This is a genomic window from Paenibacillus sp. NPDC093718, assembly GCF_050279985.1.
In the GTDB taxonomy this organism is placed as follows: Bacteria; Bacillota; Bacilli; order Paenibacillales; family Paenibacillaceae; genus Paenibacillus_AQ.
The window spans coordinates 87,001-103,054 of the sequence record NZ_JBNNUS010000008.1; the positions used below are offsets into that span (position 1 = coordinate 87,001).

Here is a 16,054-nt window from a genome sequence, read left to right on the forward strand (position 1 = left end):
AAGCAAGGGAACTCCTTCCGGAATAGATTGAAATGTATATTACCTGAGGAGGGATCTTATGCACAAGCCTGTCAGCAAGGCAAAAGTGAAATCATATGTGGGCAAACAGATCGTTGCGTATAAGAAGGACGGGACGATGGTGACAGGCAAGCTGGTACGCGTTTCCGGCAACCGCCTTTTTGTAGAACCGGCAACCAAGGGGAAAAAGGTGAGAACCAAGGCGTTTCTTCCGCTCGCATTGTTTGACCTTCTTGCCATTGGGACGGCACCTTATGCGTTCGGTGGAGGCTATGGTGGCGGATTCGGTGGATATCCGGCAGGCTACCATGGGGGATACGGCGGATTCGGGCCGGGGTATGGCGCATTCGGGCCAGGCTTTGGGCCAGGTTTCTTTTGGTAATTAGAGGAACCAAATCTTCTCTAGCTCATAACAGCGGCTCGGTTCGATGATTCTTGTAACCGTGTAGCCGAGCTTTCGGTAAAAGTTAAGGCCGGTCTGGTTTCCAATATCCACCATAACCTTGGCCCGTTTGCATCCGCGGGATACAGCGAAACGTTCGGCATGCTCCATTAATCGGACACCCCACCGTCTTCGCTGTGCGGTGGATGCGACGGCCAGCATATCAATATACAGCAGTTCGCCGTGCATCATAAAGTGGATAAAAGCAATGATTTTATCGTTATCCTGAGGCGAAGCTACAAGGGTCACGCCGCGTCGTAATCGCGAGGGAATATCCTTGCGGATGATGTCCAGCTCTTTTTTGGTCATATGGGAAAGCGGGACGAGTTGGGACTCAATGAGTTGTAGAATCATCGGATCATCCTGCTCCGGTTTTCGATAGCGGATCATCGTGTTGTTTCCTCCCTTCACCGCTATTAAGGATAGCTCTATTTATCATATGTAGCAGGGTTTAAGAGCGTGTTTTGCACCAAGGAAGGGAAGGGATTGCTCCATTTGTGAATGAAAACCTTTCATCGGAAGTAAAATAAATGTGTTGACTTCTGGAATGAATGAATCATATAATGTTTCTAAACATTTTAACGAATATATCCAATCGGCAATGATGAGGACGAAGTTTAAAGGGCTCTTTTGCTCAGAGAGTGGATGGATCAGCTGAAACCACCACCAAAACCCCTTTTATACGAGCTCACCTCGGAGCTGTTTCCCTGAAAGATGCTACGCTATGACTTTATCGCATTAAGTCGTGACAGCGTTTATTAGGGGGAATCGTCTTAGTCCACGTTACGGACTGCAGATATTGAAGAGCTGTGTTCATTGTGTTCTTCATACCTGCTGAGGCTTTACACTGCGAAGTGTAGGGCAAACATGGGTGGTACCACGGAAGCTAAACCTTTCGTCCCTCACACGGAGATACTCCGGGTGTGGCGACGGAAGGTTTTTTTGTTGCTTGAATGAAGAGTGCCAATATTTGAGAGGAGGATGACTGATGAGCGCGCAAACTCCAGAAGTGCGGTCTACAGAACAATTACGAGAGAAATGGTTGAAGCCTGAAGTGATTACCGGATCGGAAATCTTGCTTCGGAGTCTTCTGCTCGAAGGTGTCGAATGCGTCTTCGGGTATCCGGGCGGAGCGGTCCTGTACATCTACGATGCCATGTATGGTTTTGAGGACTTCAATCACGTCTTGACCCGTCATGAACAAGGCGCCATTCATGCAGCTGACGGTTACGCTCGCGCAAGCGGCAAAGTCGGTGTGTGCATAGCGACTTCAGGACCGGGGGCAACGAACCTTGTGACCGGTATCGCAACAGCTTACATGGATTCCGTTCCACTCGTTGTGATAACCGGTAACGTTGCAACAACCCTGATCGGTACGGACGCATTCCAGGAAGCGGACATTACAGGCATCACGATGCCGATTACGAAACACAGCTATCTGGTAAGAGATGTAAAGGATCTGCCAAGGGTAATACACGAAGCCTTCCATATCGCTTCTACCGGCCGCAAAGGTCCGGTACTGATCGATATTCCAAAGGATGTATCCGCGGCAACGACGTTGTTCCAGCCGGAAGAACGAATTCAACTGAGAGGATATAATCCTCGGACGGTACCTAACAAACTTCAGTTGGATAAATTAGCCCGCGCGATTGAGGAAGCCGAGCGTCCTATGATTCTAGCTGGCGGCGGCGTGATTTACTCCGGAGCTCATGAGGGGCTGTACGAATTCGTGAACAAATCCGGGATTCCGATCACGACAACGCTTCTTGGTCTGGGTGCCTTCCCAAGCGGCCATGATCTGTGGACAGGAATGCCGGGTATGCACGGAACCTACACCTCGAACCATGGTATTCAGCAGTCGGACCTGTTGATCAACATCGGGGCAAGATTCGATGACAGGGTTACAGGCAAGCTTGATGGTTTTGCGCCACATGCGAAGATTGTTCATATCGATATTGACCCGGCTGAGATCGGCAAGAACGTGCCAACCGATATCCCGATTGTCGGAGACGTGAAGACCGTGCTTGAGATGCTGAATCCGCTCGTTCCATACGCTGCGAAAGCAGATGCCTGGAGAGACCAGATCAGAAAATGGAAAGCCGAATACCCATTCCGTTACGTCGATTCGGATACGGTGCTGAAGCCGCAATGGGTTATCGAAATGCTGAACGATACTACGAAGGGCGAAGCCATTGTAACGACTGACGTTGGCCAGCACCAAATGTGGGCCGCGCAGTATTACAAGTTCAACCAGCCGCGTTCCTGGATCACCTCCGGCGGACTCGGAACGATGGGCTTCGGATTCCCGTCCGCGATCGGTGCTCAGATGGCGCATCCGGACCGCCTGGTCATTTCGATCAACGGAGACGGCGGCATGCAGATGTGTTCGCAAGAACTGGCCATCTGCGCCATCAACAACATTCCGGTGAAAATCGTTGTCATCAACAACCAAGTGCTCGGCATGGTTCGTCAATGGCAGGAGCTCATTTACGATAACCGTTACAGCCACATCGATCTGGCAGGCAGCCCTGATTTCGTTAAGCTGGCCGAAGCGTACGGTGTCAAAGGACTTCGCGCCACGACGAAAGAAGAAGCACAGCGTGCTTGGGCGGAAGCGATGGAAACACCGGGACCCGTCCTCGTTGAATTCGTTGTTGAGAAAGGCGAGAACGTGTATCCGATGGTGACGCAAGGGTCGACAATCGATCAAATGCTGATGGGGGATGCGTAAGATGAGTACAAAACATACCATTGCCGTACTAGTGAACGACCAGCCGGGTGTCCTGCAGCGCGTTTCCGGGTTATTCGGACGCAGGGGCTTTAACATCGAGAGCATTACCGTGGGGCAGTCGGAGGAATCCGGCTTGTCCCGGATGGTTATCGTAACCACGGGTGATGAAACGACGCTGGAACAGGTGGAGAAGCAGCTTTACAAGCTGATCGATGTCATTAAAGTCATTAATCTGAGCTCGAAACCGATGGTAGCCAGAGAGCTCGCCCTGATCAAAGTAAAAGCCGAGCCATCGGCCAGACCGGAAATTATGGGCGTTGTCGAGACGTTCCGCGCATCCGTCGTGGATATCGGCACAGCCAACCTGATGGTTCAGGTGGTTGGCGATACCGTCAAAATCGATGCCATGATCGAGCTGCTTAAGCCGTATGGCATCCAGGAGCTTTCCCGTACCGGGGTTACCGCGATGATTCGCGGTAACGCGTAATGATTTTACGTTTTTCTTTTATCCGGATGACAAAGTTATTGCAATATAAGCGTTAGACACCTGCATGGCATGAGCGGGTGTCTCAGCAGATCGGGAAAGCGGTCTATTGAGATACCCGCTCATCATGAAGGGTCTTTAAAATCAAAGGAGGACTTATACAAATGGCAATTACTACTTATTATGAACAAGATGCAGAACTCAGCGTGTTAAAAGACAAAACAATCGCGGTTATCGGTTATGGAAGCCAAGGTCATGCTCAAGCGCAAAACCTGCGCGACAGCGGACTTCAGGTTGTCATTGGTCTTCGTGAAGGCAAGTCGTTCGACAAAGCGAAAAACGATGGTTTCGAAGTACTCCCTGTAGCGGAAGCCGTTAGCCGTGCGGATGTAGTACAAATTCTGATGCCGGACGAAACGCAAGCAGCGGTGTACAAGAACGATATCGAGCCAAACCTGAAAAAAGGCGCGGCACTGATGTTCTCCCATGGTTTCAACGTTCATTTTGGTCAAATCGTAGCTCCTAAAGACAACGATGTCCTTCTGGTTGCTCCTAAATCCCCGGGCCACATGGTTCGCCGTACGTATGTTGAAGGTTTTGGCGTACCTGGATTGATTGCAATCGAGAAAGACGCAACTGGACAAGCCAAGGCGATCGGACTTGCTTATGCAAAAGGTATCGGTTGTACCCGTGCAGGCGTTATCGAAACTTCCTTCCGCGAAGAAACCGAAACAGACTTGTTCGGTGAGCAAGCGGTATTGTGCGGCGGTGTATCCGCATTGGTTAAAGCCGGTTTCGAAACATTGACTGAAGCTGGATACGCACCGGAAATGGCATACTTCGAGTGTCTGCATGAGTTGAAATTGATCGTGGACATGATCTATGAGGGTGGTCTTGCAAGCATGCGCGACTCCATCAGTAACACGGCGGAGTACGGCGACTATGTAACAGGCCCGCGTGTGGTAACCGAAGATACGAAGAAGGCAATGAAAGAAGTCCTCTCCGATATTCAACAAGGTAAATTCGCTCGCGACTTTATCCTTGAGAATCAATCGGGACGCGCTTTCCTGACAGCTACCCGCCGCAATGAGTCCGAGCATCCGATTGAAGTGGTTGGTGCGGAGCTACGCGAAATGATGCATTGGATCAAGAAATAAGAATATATAGAATTCATAAGGAATTCTTCCGGGTATGGAGCAGTCAAGCATGAGATGGATGGTGCTGCTGCATGGGACCCGTTAGATTAAAGCAGCCGGCGGCAGGGGATTAAGTCAACCTGCCGCCGGATGTTTACGTCAAGCGATAAACTTCAAGGAGGTGCCGACATGCGAAAGATTTATGTTTTTGATACAACGCTGAGAGATGGAGAACAGTCTCCTGGCGTGAATTTGAACACTCGGGAAAAGGTGGAAATCGCCCTTCAACTCGAAAAGTTGAAAATCGACCGCATGGAAGCAGGGTTTCCAGCGGCGTCACCCGGTGACCTTGCTGCTGTGAACGCAGTGGCACGCGCGGTTAAAGACGTCACGGTCATTGGATTGTCACGTTCAAGAGAGAGTGACATCGATGCGGTTCGCGAAGCGCTTCAGGGAGCACAGGATCCATGCATACACGTATTCCTGGCGACTTCCCCGATTCACCGCAAGTTCAAGCTGCGGATGGAGAAGCAGCAGGTGCTGGAAACGGCGCAGGCCTCGATCCGTTACGCAAAGAAATACTTTTCCAAGGTGGAGTTTTCCCTGGAGGATGCCGGCCGGACGGAGCTGGATTTCATGGCTGAGGTCGTTGGCATGGCTGTAAGGGAAGGCGCCAATGTCGTTAACATTCCGGATACCGTGGGTTATTTGAATCCTTCGGAGTACGGGGCTATCTTCAAATACTTGAAGGAAAATGTTCCGGATATCGAGAAGGTGCAACTGAGCGCGCATTGCCATAACGATCTGGGCATGGCGACGGCGAATACTCTTGCCGCCATTCTGAACGGGGCCGATCAGATCGAAGGCACGATCAACGGAATCGGTGAACGTGCAGGCAATACCGCGATTGAGGAAATTGCGATGGCGCTGGAGACGCGTTCCGAGTTTTTTGGAGCGAAGACGGGGCTGGCACTAACGGAAATCGCCCGCACGAGCCGCCTTGTAAGCAAGCTGACCGGTATGGTCGTACCGGGCAACAAAGCGATAGTCGGCGCGAACGCGTTCGCTCATGAATCCGGTATTCATCAGGACGGCATGCTGAAAGAGAAGACGACCTACGAAATTATGACGCCGGAGTCTATCGGGCTCAAAGAAAGCAAGCTGGTGTTAGGCAAACACTCCGGCCGTCATGCTTTCCGGGAGAAGCTGCTGGATTTGGGCTATGAGCTGAGCGAAGAACAGGTGAATGACGCATTCGCCAAATTCAAGGTGCTCGCCGACAAGAAGAAGGAAGTATCCGATGAGGATCTGCTGGCTCTGCTGGAAGAGAAACTGATCGATACACCGGAAGTGTTCAAGCTGGAAACGATCTTTGTTGCTTACGGCAATGAATCCACACCGACGGCGCGGGTTCGTATTGCGACTGCGGAGCAGACGATTGAGGAAGAGGCCGAGGGCAACGGTTCCGTCGACGCGATCTATAACGCGATCGACAAGGTGACCGGCGAAGAAGTTACGCTTGCGGATTATTCCATCAAATCGGTAACGCACGGCAAGGATGCTCAAGGTGAAGTGCATGTCGTGCTGTCGCAAAACGACGTGGCTGCGCAAGGCCGCGGCTTGAGCACCGACATTCTGGAAGCGAGCGCACGAGCCTACGTCGATGCGGTTAACGTCCTGATCGAGAAACGCAAAACGTTTAGCCGGCGCGAGCGCGCTACGCTGTAATCCATACTTAGAGTACATGGTAGCTCTGAATCGCATCGTTTTGCGCTGCAGGAAATATCCAAAGAAAAAGAGGGGCCGCTGTTAAAGCGGCTCCTCTTTATTTATTTTATGATGCTGTTGGCCGGTCATGAATGCTGGTATCAAACACTAGCACCTAACCGTTAACTCTTATAGCAGTCTGCCGATACCGGCTTGATGCAGCTGATCAACGAGATCAGACAGCGTTTCGTTTGGGCGTTGAAGGCGTTGAAATTGGTATCTTTATTATTTTACCAGGCATAGGCCTGCGGAGCGGCTCCGCCCGGACCCGGGAAAATTTCATCCAGACGCTTCATAACGGATTCATCGAGTTCAATCTCAAGCGAGCGCAGAGAGCTTTCGAATTGTTCCAGCGTGCGCGGCCCGATAATCGGTCCCGTAACCGCCGGGTTCTTAAGCACCCAGGCAAGGGCGACGTTATCCTGTGGTTCGCCGAGCTCCTGACAGAGTGCGGCGAACTGTTCCAGCTGCGACCGGTGTTTCTCCACGCGCTCCGCATTGCCCCCACTGCGAGAGCCCTCAATTTTTTTAAGCGCATTGCGTCCCAGCAGTCCACCGTCCAGCGGGCTCCATGGAATGACGCCGAGCCCAAGCTGCTGCGAAGCGGGAAGCACTTCGAGTTCCGGCAATCGGCAGGTCAGGCTGTATTTGTGCTGTTCGGAAACGAGACCGAGGAAGTGACGGCTCTGGGCCGCGGCCTGCGCAACCGCAATCTGCCAGCCGGCAAAGTTGCTGGATCCGACATACCCGATTTTTCCTTGGTGAACCGCAACCTCAAAAGCGCCCCACAGCTCGTCCCAGGTGACGGAAGGATCGATGTGATGCATTTGGTACAGCTCGATATGGTCTGTCTGCAGACGCTTCAGCGACGCTTCGAGATGACGGCGAAGTTTATAGCTCGACAGCCCGGCTTCATTGTTGGGGCCATCCAGAGGATCACTCATGGAGCCGTAGAATTTGGTAGCCAAAACGACTTTCTCGCGGCGACCTCCGCCTTGGTTGAACCAGCGTCCGATGATGGTTTCGGTCAGGCCGGAATTCTCGCCCCAGCCGTAGATGTTCGCCGTATCGAAGAAATTGACGCCGGCGTCAAGCGCTGCATCCATGATGCGGAAGGCTTCCTTTTCATCCGTAGCAGGACCGAAATTCATTGTCCCCAAACACAGACGACTTACTTTCATACCGGATTTACCTAGAGCTGCGTACTTCATAATCGATGATCACTCCTTGGTCGTTTAGGGTATAAGACAAATTCACCCCTATTGTAGCGTACTGGAAGAAAAATGTAACTAACGGCGTTACGGAAACGTTAATATGGTTGTACTGAAAGCCGACTTGCGAGTGATCTGTTTAATTCATTCGCCAAATTTAAAGAGCAAGAGCAGAAAGCAGAGAGTGTGGGGGGGGGGGAGCAGCAAGAAGCAGAGGCAAGGAGTAGGGTCAAGGATGAAGAGGTAAGGAGTAGGGGCAAGGAGTAAGAAGTGAGTAAGGACAAGTGTAGGAGCAAAGCACACAGCAAAAAAAGCCCAGGAGTAACCGAAACTCCCTTCAAGATGTTACTTTCAAGAGCCGCCCCATGCTTTATGCATAGGGCGGCTCTTCCAACTCCCACCACCCTTGTGATCAGGGAGATGTGCTCTCTTCTCCAGTGACTTGCCAATCCATTAGCTTCGAAGCAGCGGAGAGGACGAATCGATTCCGGAAAAGCGGAGCGGTCGCCTTTGGAGCCGAATTTCAACCCTTAACATACAATCCAGAAATTCGGCGACAACAGCGATTGGAGGAACGATACGTAATCGGAGCCAACCACATTAACTCTTCGAAGCTCTCGCATAAGCTGCTCTCGAATTAAGCCTCACTCGTTTTAAGTCGCTCTCAACGATATTACCTCATCGAAGCTTCTGCACAACTCTTCGGCGCTGCCATCTCCCTGATCACATTCCCCCTACTTATAGGCAAAACGAATTAAGTTCATAGTTTCTATATCTTGGTCAATCAAGGGGGAAGTATGTTACAACAGTAACTAGATGATTAAATACGACCAGTGTATATATAAATGAAGGAGTGACGAAGAATGGCAGAAACGAAAAAAATCGCGGTAATCGCCGGAGACGGCATCGGTCCTGAGGTAGTAGCGGAAGCGGAGAAGATCATTAAACGTACCGAAGAGGTGTTCGGATATTCATTCACAACGGAACATGCATTATTTGGCGGCATTGCGATTGACGAGAAAGGAACGCCGCTCCCGGAGGAAACGCTGAGCGTATGTAAAAGCGCCGATGCTGTATTGCTTGGTGCGGTAGGCGGACCGAAATGGGACAACAATTCGAAGGAGCTTCGCCCGGAAACCGGATTGCTTGGCATCCGTAAAGAGCTTGGCCTGTTTTCCAACCTGCGTCCGGCTGTCATTTTCGATTGCTTGAAGGATGCATCCACATTGAAGCCTGAAGTTCTGGAAGGCACTGACTTGATGGTTGTTCGTGAGCTGACAGGAGGCATATACTTCGGCGAGAAATTCAGACGTGAAGGCGCCGGTGGAGAAGAAGCGGTCGATACCTGCGTATACAATACGGCGGAGGTAGAGCGAATCGTTCATCAAGCCTTCGAGATTGCACAGAAGCGCCGGAAGAAGCTGGCTTCCGTCGATAAAGCGAACGTGCTGGAAACGTCCCGCTTGTGGCGCGAAACGGTAAACCGCATCGCCCCTGAATATCCGGACGTGGAGCTGGAGCATGTGCTGGTAGACAATTGCGCGATGCAGCTTCTGCGCCGCCCGTCCAGCTTTGACGTGATCGTAACCGAGAACATGTTCGGCGACATTCTAAGCGATGAAGCAGCCATGCTGACAGGTTCCATCGGCATGCTGGCATCCGCATCCATGGGCGAGGGTGCTTTCGGCCTGTACGAGCCGGTACACGGTTCGGCACCGGACATTGCCGGTCAAGGCTTGGCAAACCCGATCGCAACGATTCTGTCCGTAGCGCTGATGTACCGCCTCACGTTCGGCTACGAGGATGCGGCAGACGCAATTGAACGCGCAGTTGCCGAGGTGCTTGATGCCGGACATCGTACAGCAGACATTGCTGTGGACAAGAGCAAAGCGCTCAGTACGACAGAAATGGGCGATTTGATCGCTGCGGCTATCCGTTAATAGAGGAAGCATTCGTTCAAAGAAAATCCTTATTTATAATAATTATAATAAAGTAACATCTACAATCTTGACTTTGATTAGCCTCAATGATAACATTTCTATTAAATGTTCATAGGAACATAGCATGTAGGAAATACACGTATTTTCTTACATATGTTAAGGAGGAATTCAATCATGGCAGAACGTTTGGTTGGTAAAGCGGCTCCTGATTTTACAATGGAAACTGTATCAGGAGACGGTAAAGATTTTGGTAAAGTAAGCCTGTCCGACTACCGCGGCAAATGGCTCGTATTCTTCTTCTATCCACTTGATTTCACTTTTGTATGCCCAACTGAAATCACGGCTCTCAGCGATGCTTATGATCAATTCAAAGCATTGGATACTGAAATTCTGGGTGTAAGTGTTGACTCTATCCACAGCCACAAAGCTTGGATCAACACCGCTAAAGAAGCTAATGGTCTGGGAGCATTGAACTTCCCGCTGGCTTCCGACATCACCAAAAACGTAGCAAGAGACTACGGTGTTCTGATCGAAGAAGAAGGCGTTGCTCTGCGCGGCTTGTACATCATCGATCCAGAAGGCGAATTGAAATATCAAGTTGTTAACCATAACGACGTAGGCCGCAGCGTAGAAGAAACGCTTCGCGTTCTTCAAGCACTTCAATCCGGCGGATTGTGCGCTATGAACTGGAAACCAGGCGACAGCAACCTGTAATTCCATTTCGTTAAAGTTAAGGCAACCCTCATTATCTGACATTATGTGCAGGTAGTGGGGGTTTTTTCACCTCTGATTTTATTGGATGAAATAGGGGAAGACTCTTGTTTAGTGAACCGCTCTTGCGTTGATATATAATTTAAATATAGGCTTACGGACTTTTGTTTAGGGAATCGTGCCTAAAATTTTAATCGAGGTTCTTTTCATGAAGGAATTAGCGGGAGTGAAAGCGAATACAATATTTTGAAACGGTTGAGAATCCACAAAAGGAGGGTGAACGATATGAGTTTTTGCTGTGGGGCTAGTATGATGGGTACAAAGGGTACACTGAAGCATTATCGCACTCAAGTACATAATGTTCCCCTGCTGTCTTGTCCGGTCTGCCATCGCGTGGAGGTACATCATCGGGTTGAGAATGAGTATGAGATATTAGCTGAATATGCCCATGGTGACGGAGCATCCCAGGTGGATTTTCAGGATTATGTGATGGAAGATGAGGATGCGATTTTTGAGAATGTTGTCAACCGGGAGTCGGAGGATCCGCTAACGGTGGTTCAGAGTCAGATTGATATGTCGTTAGATCTCCTGGTGGTTGCCAAATGGATGGAGGATGAGAAGTGGCAGGGCGAACTGAAAAGACGGCTTGCCGTAATGAGTCAGCGCAGGCTCCGGCTCCAGAAGCAGCCTTAATCCAGGAATTAAAAAAGCCTCGTGAGTAACCGGGGCTTTTTTAATGTTTCAAATCAAACAAAAGGGGGTAATGTTTATATTAGTTGTTTTGTTGTTTGGAAATAGGTGTTAAATACATTACATAAGCAGAAATACATAAGCACCATGGATGGTATTTTTATGCAATTTCCCATTTTTCGACAGGATTTCTGATTGACGTTTCTTTGTCTCGATGACTATCATGGAAGGAAGCAGATTCGGGCTGCTTCTGATTCAAAGACGGACAAGCTGATGTTTGCAAGGTTTTTTTGTCGGTTTGGTGAGTTCAACTTTTCATGAAAAGGGGGAGCCATCTTGTTGAGTCAAATCCGTGAATCTGAGCTGCAGGCAATTCGTTCTTTTCATTCCAGCCAGCTTATTAGGAACAAGTATGAGAACATACTGGAGAATCTCGACAGCGGGATCATCCTCTTTGATAGTGACGGTGTGTTGGCATTTGTTAATGTACAGATGGCAAAATTGTTAGGTGTATCCCGTAAATCGCTGACTGGCTGTACTCTGACCCAACTATTGCGACATCCCCAGCTCTCCAGATTTAAGAAGAGAAAAATACTTCGCATTTTTCGGGAAACGGTATTCCACCGCAAGAGATTTCATGAATTGGTTGATGAATATGGCCGATCGTGGCTGATCACGATGACCTATGGGGACCAGATGGAAGGCGATTTTTTGATCAGTGTGAAGGATGTCTCCGACTTCAAACGAATTGAGCAAACCGCTTATCAGAATGATAAGCTGGCCATGCTGGGAAAGATCTCGGCCTCCATTGCCCATGAGATACGCAACCCGCTCACCTCCATCCGTGGCTTCATCCAACTGCTTCGTCCGCATCTCGTAAGTTTAGGTAAGGACGAGTATGCCAGAATTATACTTACGGAGATCGATCGTGCGAATGATATTATATATGAATTTCTAAATTCCTCCAAACCCTCGGCTCCAGAAACCAAGATTGTGTCTGTATCCTCTTTATTGAAAGAAGTTGTTCTGCTAACTGAAAGTGAAGCCTTAATGAAGGGATGCCAGATTAATCTGCATACCGATAAGACCCCGCCTGCGTTTATATCCGTGGATGTGAAGCAGATCAAACAGGTGATTCTGAATATTATTAAAAATGCCCTGGATGCGATTAATGAGCATCATGATGAGAATATCACCGGCGTGATTGATATTTCAGCCCGTGATACGGGGAAACATATCAACATCTGCATATCGGATAACGGTGGCGGCATGGATCAGAATACACTGAACCATCTGTTCAACCCGTTCTTCACAACGAAGGAGAGTGGAACGGGGCTTGGATTATCCGTAAGTTACAGTATTATCAGAAACCATGGCGGTTCGATTGCCGTGGATAGTCAGGTTGGTGCCGGAACGGAGTTTGTGATTACTTTTCCCAAGCTGGACGTTTCGGAAGTCTAAGATTGTACGATACGTGCCTGAAATGAATACGAGAGCAGCTGTTCCGATGGAATGGCTTTTTCTTTTTTAGGAGGAGATGAACGCATGAAGTGGACATTACAGGGCAGTTTATCATCCGGGCAAGTGCATACCGATGCCATCATTGTCCCCGTAACGAAAAAACAAGCGGCGGAAGGCGGTGTTTCCGAGTCTTGGGATCCACTGCTCAAACAGTTGGTCGAGAATCGGTTATTTGATGGCACTCCGAATCGGTCATTCGTATGGCCCGAGAGCATCGAAGGCGGAGAACGCTTGTTAATATGGCTGGGACGTCCCGAAGGAATTCTGACATCCGAGCAGCTGCGGCTGCTTGCAGCACAGGCAGTAAAAGCCGTCGGGAGATCGGGTGTACGCAGTGCCGCCATTCAAATGCCAAATACGATGGTTAACTTTACCGCCGAACAGACTCCGCAAGATGCTGCTCAGGCTTTAACTGAAGGGTTTATCCTCGGAAGCTATCGGAAACCGCATTATAAGCGTGATGCTTCCGAGCCAACGAATTTAGAAGAAATCCTCTATTATATAGAAGGCGATATGGATGCAGAATTTGAAGCAGGGTGGACGAAGGGAATGTCATTAGGCGCAGCGATTGGAGAAGCAACCTGCCTGGCACGAGACCTGACGAATCTGCCCGGCAATATGCTGCTGCCGGAAGACCTGGCCCAGAAGGCGCTTCAGTTGGCGAAACGGTATGGCTTCGAAGCCCAGGTACTGGACGAGGACGCCATAGACGAGAAGGGTATGGGTGGCCTCCTGGCCGTAGGCAAAGGCAGCATCCATCCACCGCGCATGATCGCGATCCGTTATCAGGGACGGGAGACGTGGGAGGATGTTGTCGGCCTTGTTGGCAAGGGGGTTACGTTTGATACCGGTGGCGTGTCGCTGAAGCGGGCATCTGGGATGGAGGATATGATCAGTGATATGGGCGGGGCGGCCACCGTGCTGGGCGTTATGGAAGCATTAGGACGGATTCGCCCCAGAGTAAATGTAGTAATGGTGATTCCGACAGCGGAGAATGTGATGAGTGGTAGTGCCTTTAAACCCGGCGATATCGTCACGACACTGAGCGGTCGCACCATCGAAGTATTGAATACGGATGCCGAGGGCCGTATCGTGCTAGCGGACGGAATTACCTACGCCAAGCAGCTCGGGGCTTCGCGATTAATTGATGTGGCCACATTGACGGGGGCTGTCGTTTCGGCTCTTGGGGATATCGCCACTGGGGCCGTAACCAATGATGAGACTTTTTTGCAGGAACTTATTGCCTCCAGCCGGAGGGCCGGCGAAAAAATATGGCCGCTGCCATCCTATCCGGAGTTCTGGGATAAACTGAAGAGTGAGGTGGCGGATTTACGAAATCAAACGGGCCGAGAAGGCGGGACGATAACGGGCGGTCTTTTTGTGGGGACATTTGCTGAGGGGCTGCCTTGGGTGCATTTTGACATAGCAGGTACGGCATACCTATCCAAGGAGCGGGGCGTGGATCCCAAAGGGGCAACCGGCGTGCTCGTCCGCACCATCACCGACTGGATCCTCAAGCAGGCCCAGGTCGTCAATTGAAGCGTTTGTTATGAATTGAAGAAGCAGCGGCAGTCCCATATCCCTTTGAATAACGTCCGTCCTTCGGACGTTTTTGCTTTACTTTTCAACCGGCATTCAAGTATGATGAAGAGAAAAATTGCCGAGAGGAGTTTAGCTTAGATGATTAAGAGTAGTCAGACAAAGATTGTAGACTGTACCATTCGCGATGGCGGACTGGTAAATAACTGGGATTTTAGTGTAGAATTTGTACAAAATTTATATGCGGGCCTAAATGAGGCTGGCGTGGACTATATGGAAATCGGTTATAAAAATTCGCCTAAACTGCTGAAAGGCGCTGATCAGGCGGGCCCTTGGCGTTTTCTGGATGATGAATTCCTCAGAGAAGTCATTCCTCATAAAGGTAAAACCAAACTGTCCGCACTTGTAGATATCGGCCGTGTGGATGAAGACGATATTTTGCCGCGTGAGGAAAGCTTGCTGGATCTCATCCGTGTCGCTTGTTACATTAAAGACGTGGATAAGGCGCTTGCGCTGGTACAGACCTTCCATGATCGTGGTTACGAGACGACGCTCAACATTATGGCCCTCTCCAACGTAATGGAGAACGAGCTGCTGGAAGCTTTTGAGCTGATCAGGGAGAGCGTCGTGGATGTGGTGTATATCGTCGATTCTTACGGAAGCCTTGATCATAAAGATATGGAATACCTTGTAAATAAGTTCAAAACGCATCTGCCGAACAAACGCCTGGGCGTTCATACCCATAACAACATGCAGCTGGCGTTCTCCAACACGCTGGTCGCTGCAGACCTTGGCGTTGAGCTTCTGGATGCATCCGTATACGGGATGGGACGTGCGGCCGGCAACTGCCCGACCGAGCTTCTGGTTACCCATCTGAAAGGCACCAAGTATGAGCTGCGTCCGGTACTGGATATTATCGAGCGCTACATGATTCCACTTCGTGAAAAAGAAGAGTGGGGTTATATCATGCCTTACATGATTACAGGCACCCTGGACGAACATCCACGCTCCGCCATGGCCCTCCGTGCTTCGGACGATAAAGACAAAATTGTGGATTTTTATGATAAATTGACGACACCGGAAGTGACTTTCGACAAAAAATAGGCAATGTCCTTTTGCAGCGCTGCTCGTATCAGGTCAAGGTAATGTCAGCATCTTTCCCTCCTTGGAAGGATGCTGTTTGCTTTTTTATCCGGGTGATCCATTTTCCATAAAATACATGTTGAAATTACGTGTTCAGCGTGGTATATTTATTTTTGTCTTCAAAAGACAGCATCTTCACTATCGGGACGTAGCTCAGCTTGGTAGAGCACCTGGTTTGGGACCAGGGGGTCGCATGTTCAAATCGTGTCGTCCCGATTCGCTTATGCCTCGCAAAAGTAATCGGAATATGCTTCAAAGCATAAAAACCACTTTTGTGGGTTGATATGCGGGTGTAGTTCAATGGTAGAACTCCAGCCTTCCAAGCTGGTAGCGTGGGTTCGATTCCCATCACCCGCTTACGTTAGAACCGGAAACCCTTGGTGACAAGGGTTTTTTGTTTCTTTTTTTTCGAAATGTGAAGGCAATCAAATATATAGATTCCGCTAATAACCCTTTTACATCGTAAGGATATCTGTTATAATGGCCATAATTTCATTCCAAGAATGCGAGGTAACCTAGTCCAATGAAGTAAGACACCCTTTTCTCTAAAAACAACTGCATGTGGTTTGCAGGCGTTTCTCTACGGCGGTAGAGGGAGAGATTTGGTGTGTCTGAACAATGTGACTGGGGTACCTCTTTTTGTTATGTCGAAACGGCTACCCTTATGCAAAACAATCACATATATGGAACGGATTGCAGCTTTCGCTGACACGCCGAGGGT

General features: G+C 49.7%; 13 protein-coding genes and 2 tRNA genes. 13 read left to right on the forward strand and 2 right to left on the reverse strand.

Annotated elements, in window-relative coordinates; all coding sequences use genetic code 11:
- Positions 1–58 precede the first annotated feature (58 nt).
- On the forward strand, positions 59–400 hold the full coding sequence (locus tag ACQKPA_RS23185) for a hypothetical protein (RefSeq protein WP_427494876.1): 342 nt from the start codon (positions 59–61) through the stop codon (positions 398–400).
- On the opposite strand, the gene ACQKPA_RS23190 is transcribed toward ACQKPA_RS23185, so the two are convergent.
- Entirely contained in the window at positions 401–850 is a 450-nt protein-coding gene (locus tag ACQKPA_RS23190; RefSeq protein ID WP_071222671.1) for a GNAT family N-acetyltransferase, read from the reverse strand.
- A gap of 598 nt (positions 851–1,448) precedes the next feature.
- Here ACQKPA_RS23190 and ilvB point away from each other — a divergent pair.
- From ilvB to ACQKPA_RS23210, 4 genes are all read left to right on the forward strand, one after another.
- The gene (ilvB, locus tag ACQKPA_RS23195; protein ID WP_427494877.1) at positions 1,449–3,191 is read left to right on the forward strand and encodes a biosynthetic-type acetolactate synthase large subunit; all 1,743 of its coding nucleotides are present in this window, start codon (positions 1,449–1,451) and stop codon (positions 3,189–3,191) included.
- A gap of 1 nt (position 3,192) precedes the next feature.
- Entirely contained in the window at positions 3,193–3,678 is a 486-nt protein-coding gene (gene ilvN / locus ACQKPA_RS23200) for an acetolactate synthase small subunit (protein ID WP_071222673.1), read from the forward strand.
- A gap of 161 nt (positions 3,679–3,839) precedes the next feature.
- On the forward strand, positions 3,840–4,832 hold the full coding sequence (ilvC, locus tag ACQKPA_RS23205) for a ketol-acid reductoisomerase (RefSeq protein ID WP_009589347.1): 993 nt from the start codon (positions 3,840–3,842) through the stop codon (positions 4,830–4,832).
- A 168-nt stretch (positions 4,833–5,000) separates the two neighbouring features.
- Positions 5,001–6,539 carry a 2-isopropylmalate synthase gene (locus ACQKPA_RS23210; RefSeq protein WP_071222674.1) on the forward strand — a complete coding sequence of 513 codons (1,539 nt, stop codon included), beginning with the start codon at positions 5,001–5,003 and terminating at the stop codon, positions 6,537–6,539.
- 269 nt (positions 6,540–6,808) lie between these two features.
- Here the strand turns inward: ACQKPA_RS23210 and ACQKPA_RS23215 are convergent, their stop codons facing one another.
- A complete protein-coding gene (locus ACQKPA_RS23215; RefSeq protein ID WP_427494878.1) occupies positions 6,809–7,789 on the reverse strand; it encodes an aldo/keto reductase in 981 nt (326 codons plus the stop codon).
- Between the two features lie 863 nt (positions 7,790–8,652).
- On the opposite strand from ACQKPA_RS23215, the gene leuB reads away from it, so the two are divergent.
- From leuB to ACQKPA_RS23255, 8 genes are all read left to right on the forward strand, one after another.
- Entirely contained in the window at positions 8,653–9,729 is a 1,077-nt protein-coding gene (gene leuB, locus ACQKPA_RS23220; RefSeq protein ID WP_427494880.1) for a 3-isopropylmalate dehydrogenase, read from the forward strand.
- Between the two features lie 174 nt (positions 9,730–9,903).
- On the forward strand, positions 9,904–10,443 hold the full coding sequence (locus ACQKPA_RS23225) for a peroxiredoxin (RefSeq protein ID WP_009593058.1): 540 nt from the start codon (positions 9,904–9,906) through the stop codon (positions 10,441–10,443).
- 282 nt (positions 10,444–10,725) lie between these two features.
- Complete coding sequence (locus tag ACQKPA_RS23230) at positions 10,726–11,133, forward strand: hypothetical protein (RefSeq protein WP_015737147.1); 408 nt, start codon at positions 10,726–10,728, stop codon at positions 11,131–11,133.
- Positions 11,134–11,466: 333 nt separating this feature from the next.
- Positions 11,467–12,591 (forward strand): ATP-binding protein, encoded by a 1,125-nt coding sequence (locus tag ACQKPA_RS23235; RefSeq protein ID WP_194544328.1) that lies wholly within the window; start codon positions 11,467–11,469, stop codon positions 12,589–12,591.
- Between the two features lie 84 nt (positions 12,592–12,675).
- A complete protein-coding gene (locus tag ACQKPA_RS23240) occupies positions 12,676–14,190 on the forward strand; it encodes a leucyl aminopeptidase (protein ID WP_427494882.1) in 1,515 nt (504 codons plus the stop codon).
- Between the two features lie 141 nt (positions 14,191–14,331).
- Positions 14,332–15,294 carry an aldolase catalytic domain-containing protein gene (locus ACQKPA_RS23245; protein ID WP_071222679.1) on the forward strand — a complete coding sequence of 321 codons (963 nt, stop codon included), beginning with the start codon at positions 14,332–14,334 and terminating at the stop codon, positions 15,292–15,294.
- Between the two features lie 181 nt (positions 15,295–15,475).
- Positions 15,476–15,549: transfer RNA gene (locus ACQKPA_RS23250), tRNA-Pro, on the forward strand.
- Positions 15,550–15,619: 70 nt separating this feature from the next.
- Positions 15,620–15,690 (forward strand) — tRNA-Gly (locus ACQKPA_RS23255).
- Positions 15,691–16,054 lie beyond the last annotated feature (364 nt).

Excerpts from the sequence above, each read along its gene's own strand:
- ACQKPA_RS23185 (WP_427494876.1), top strand. The coding sequence starts at position 59 with ATGCACAAGCCTGTCAGCAAGGCAAAAGTGAAATCATATGTGGGCAAA.
- ACQKPA_RS23190 (WP_071222671.1), bottom strand. The coding sequence starts at position 850 with ATGATCCGCTATCGAAAACCGGAGCAGGATGATCCGATGATTCTACAA.
- ilvB (WP_427494877.1), top strand. The coding sequence starts at position 1,449 with ATGAGCGCGCAAACTCCAGAAGTGCGGTCTACAGAACAATTACGAGAG.
- ilvN (WP_071222673.1), top strand. The coding sequence starts at position 3,193 with ATGAGTACAAAACATACCATTGCCGTACTAGTGAACGACCAGCCGGGT.
- ilvC (WP_009589347.1), top strand. The coding sequence starts at position 3,840 with ATGGCAATTACTACTTATTATGAACAAGATGCAGAACTCAGCGTGTTA.
- ACQKPA_RS23210 (WP_071222674.1), top strand. The coding sequence starts at position 5,001 with ATGCGAAAGATTTATGTTTTTGATACAACGCTGAGAGATGGAGAACAG.
- ACQKPA_RS23215 (WP_427494878.1), bottom strand. The coding sequence starts at position 7,789 with ATGAAGTACGCAGCTCTAGGTAAATCCGGTATGAAAGTAAGTCGTCTG.
- leuB (WP_427494880.1), top strand. The coding sequence starts at position 8,653 with ATGGCAGAAACGAAAAAAATCGCGGTAATCGCCGGAGACGGCATCGGT.
- ACQKPA_RS23225 (WP_009593058.1), top strand. The coding sequence starts at position 9,904 with ATGGCAGAACGTTTGGTTGGTAAAGCGGCTCCTGATTTTACAATGGAA.
- ACQKPA_RS23230 (WP_015737147.1), top strand. The coding sequence starts at position 10,726 with ATGAGTTTTTGCTGTGGGGCTAGTATGATGGGTACAAAGGGTACACTG.
- ACQKPA_RS23240 (WP_427494882.1), top strand. The coding sequence starts at position 12,676 with ATGAAGTGGACATTACAGGGCAGTTTATCATCCGGGCAAGTGCATACC.
- ACQKPA_RS23245 (WP_071222679.1), top strand. The coding sequence starts at position 14,332 with ATGATTAAGAGTAGTCAGACAAAGATTGTAGACTGTACCATTCGCGAT.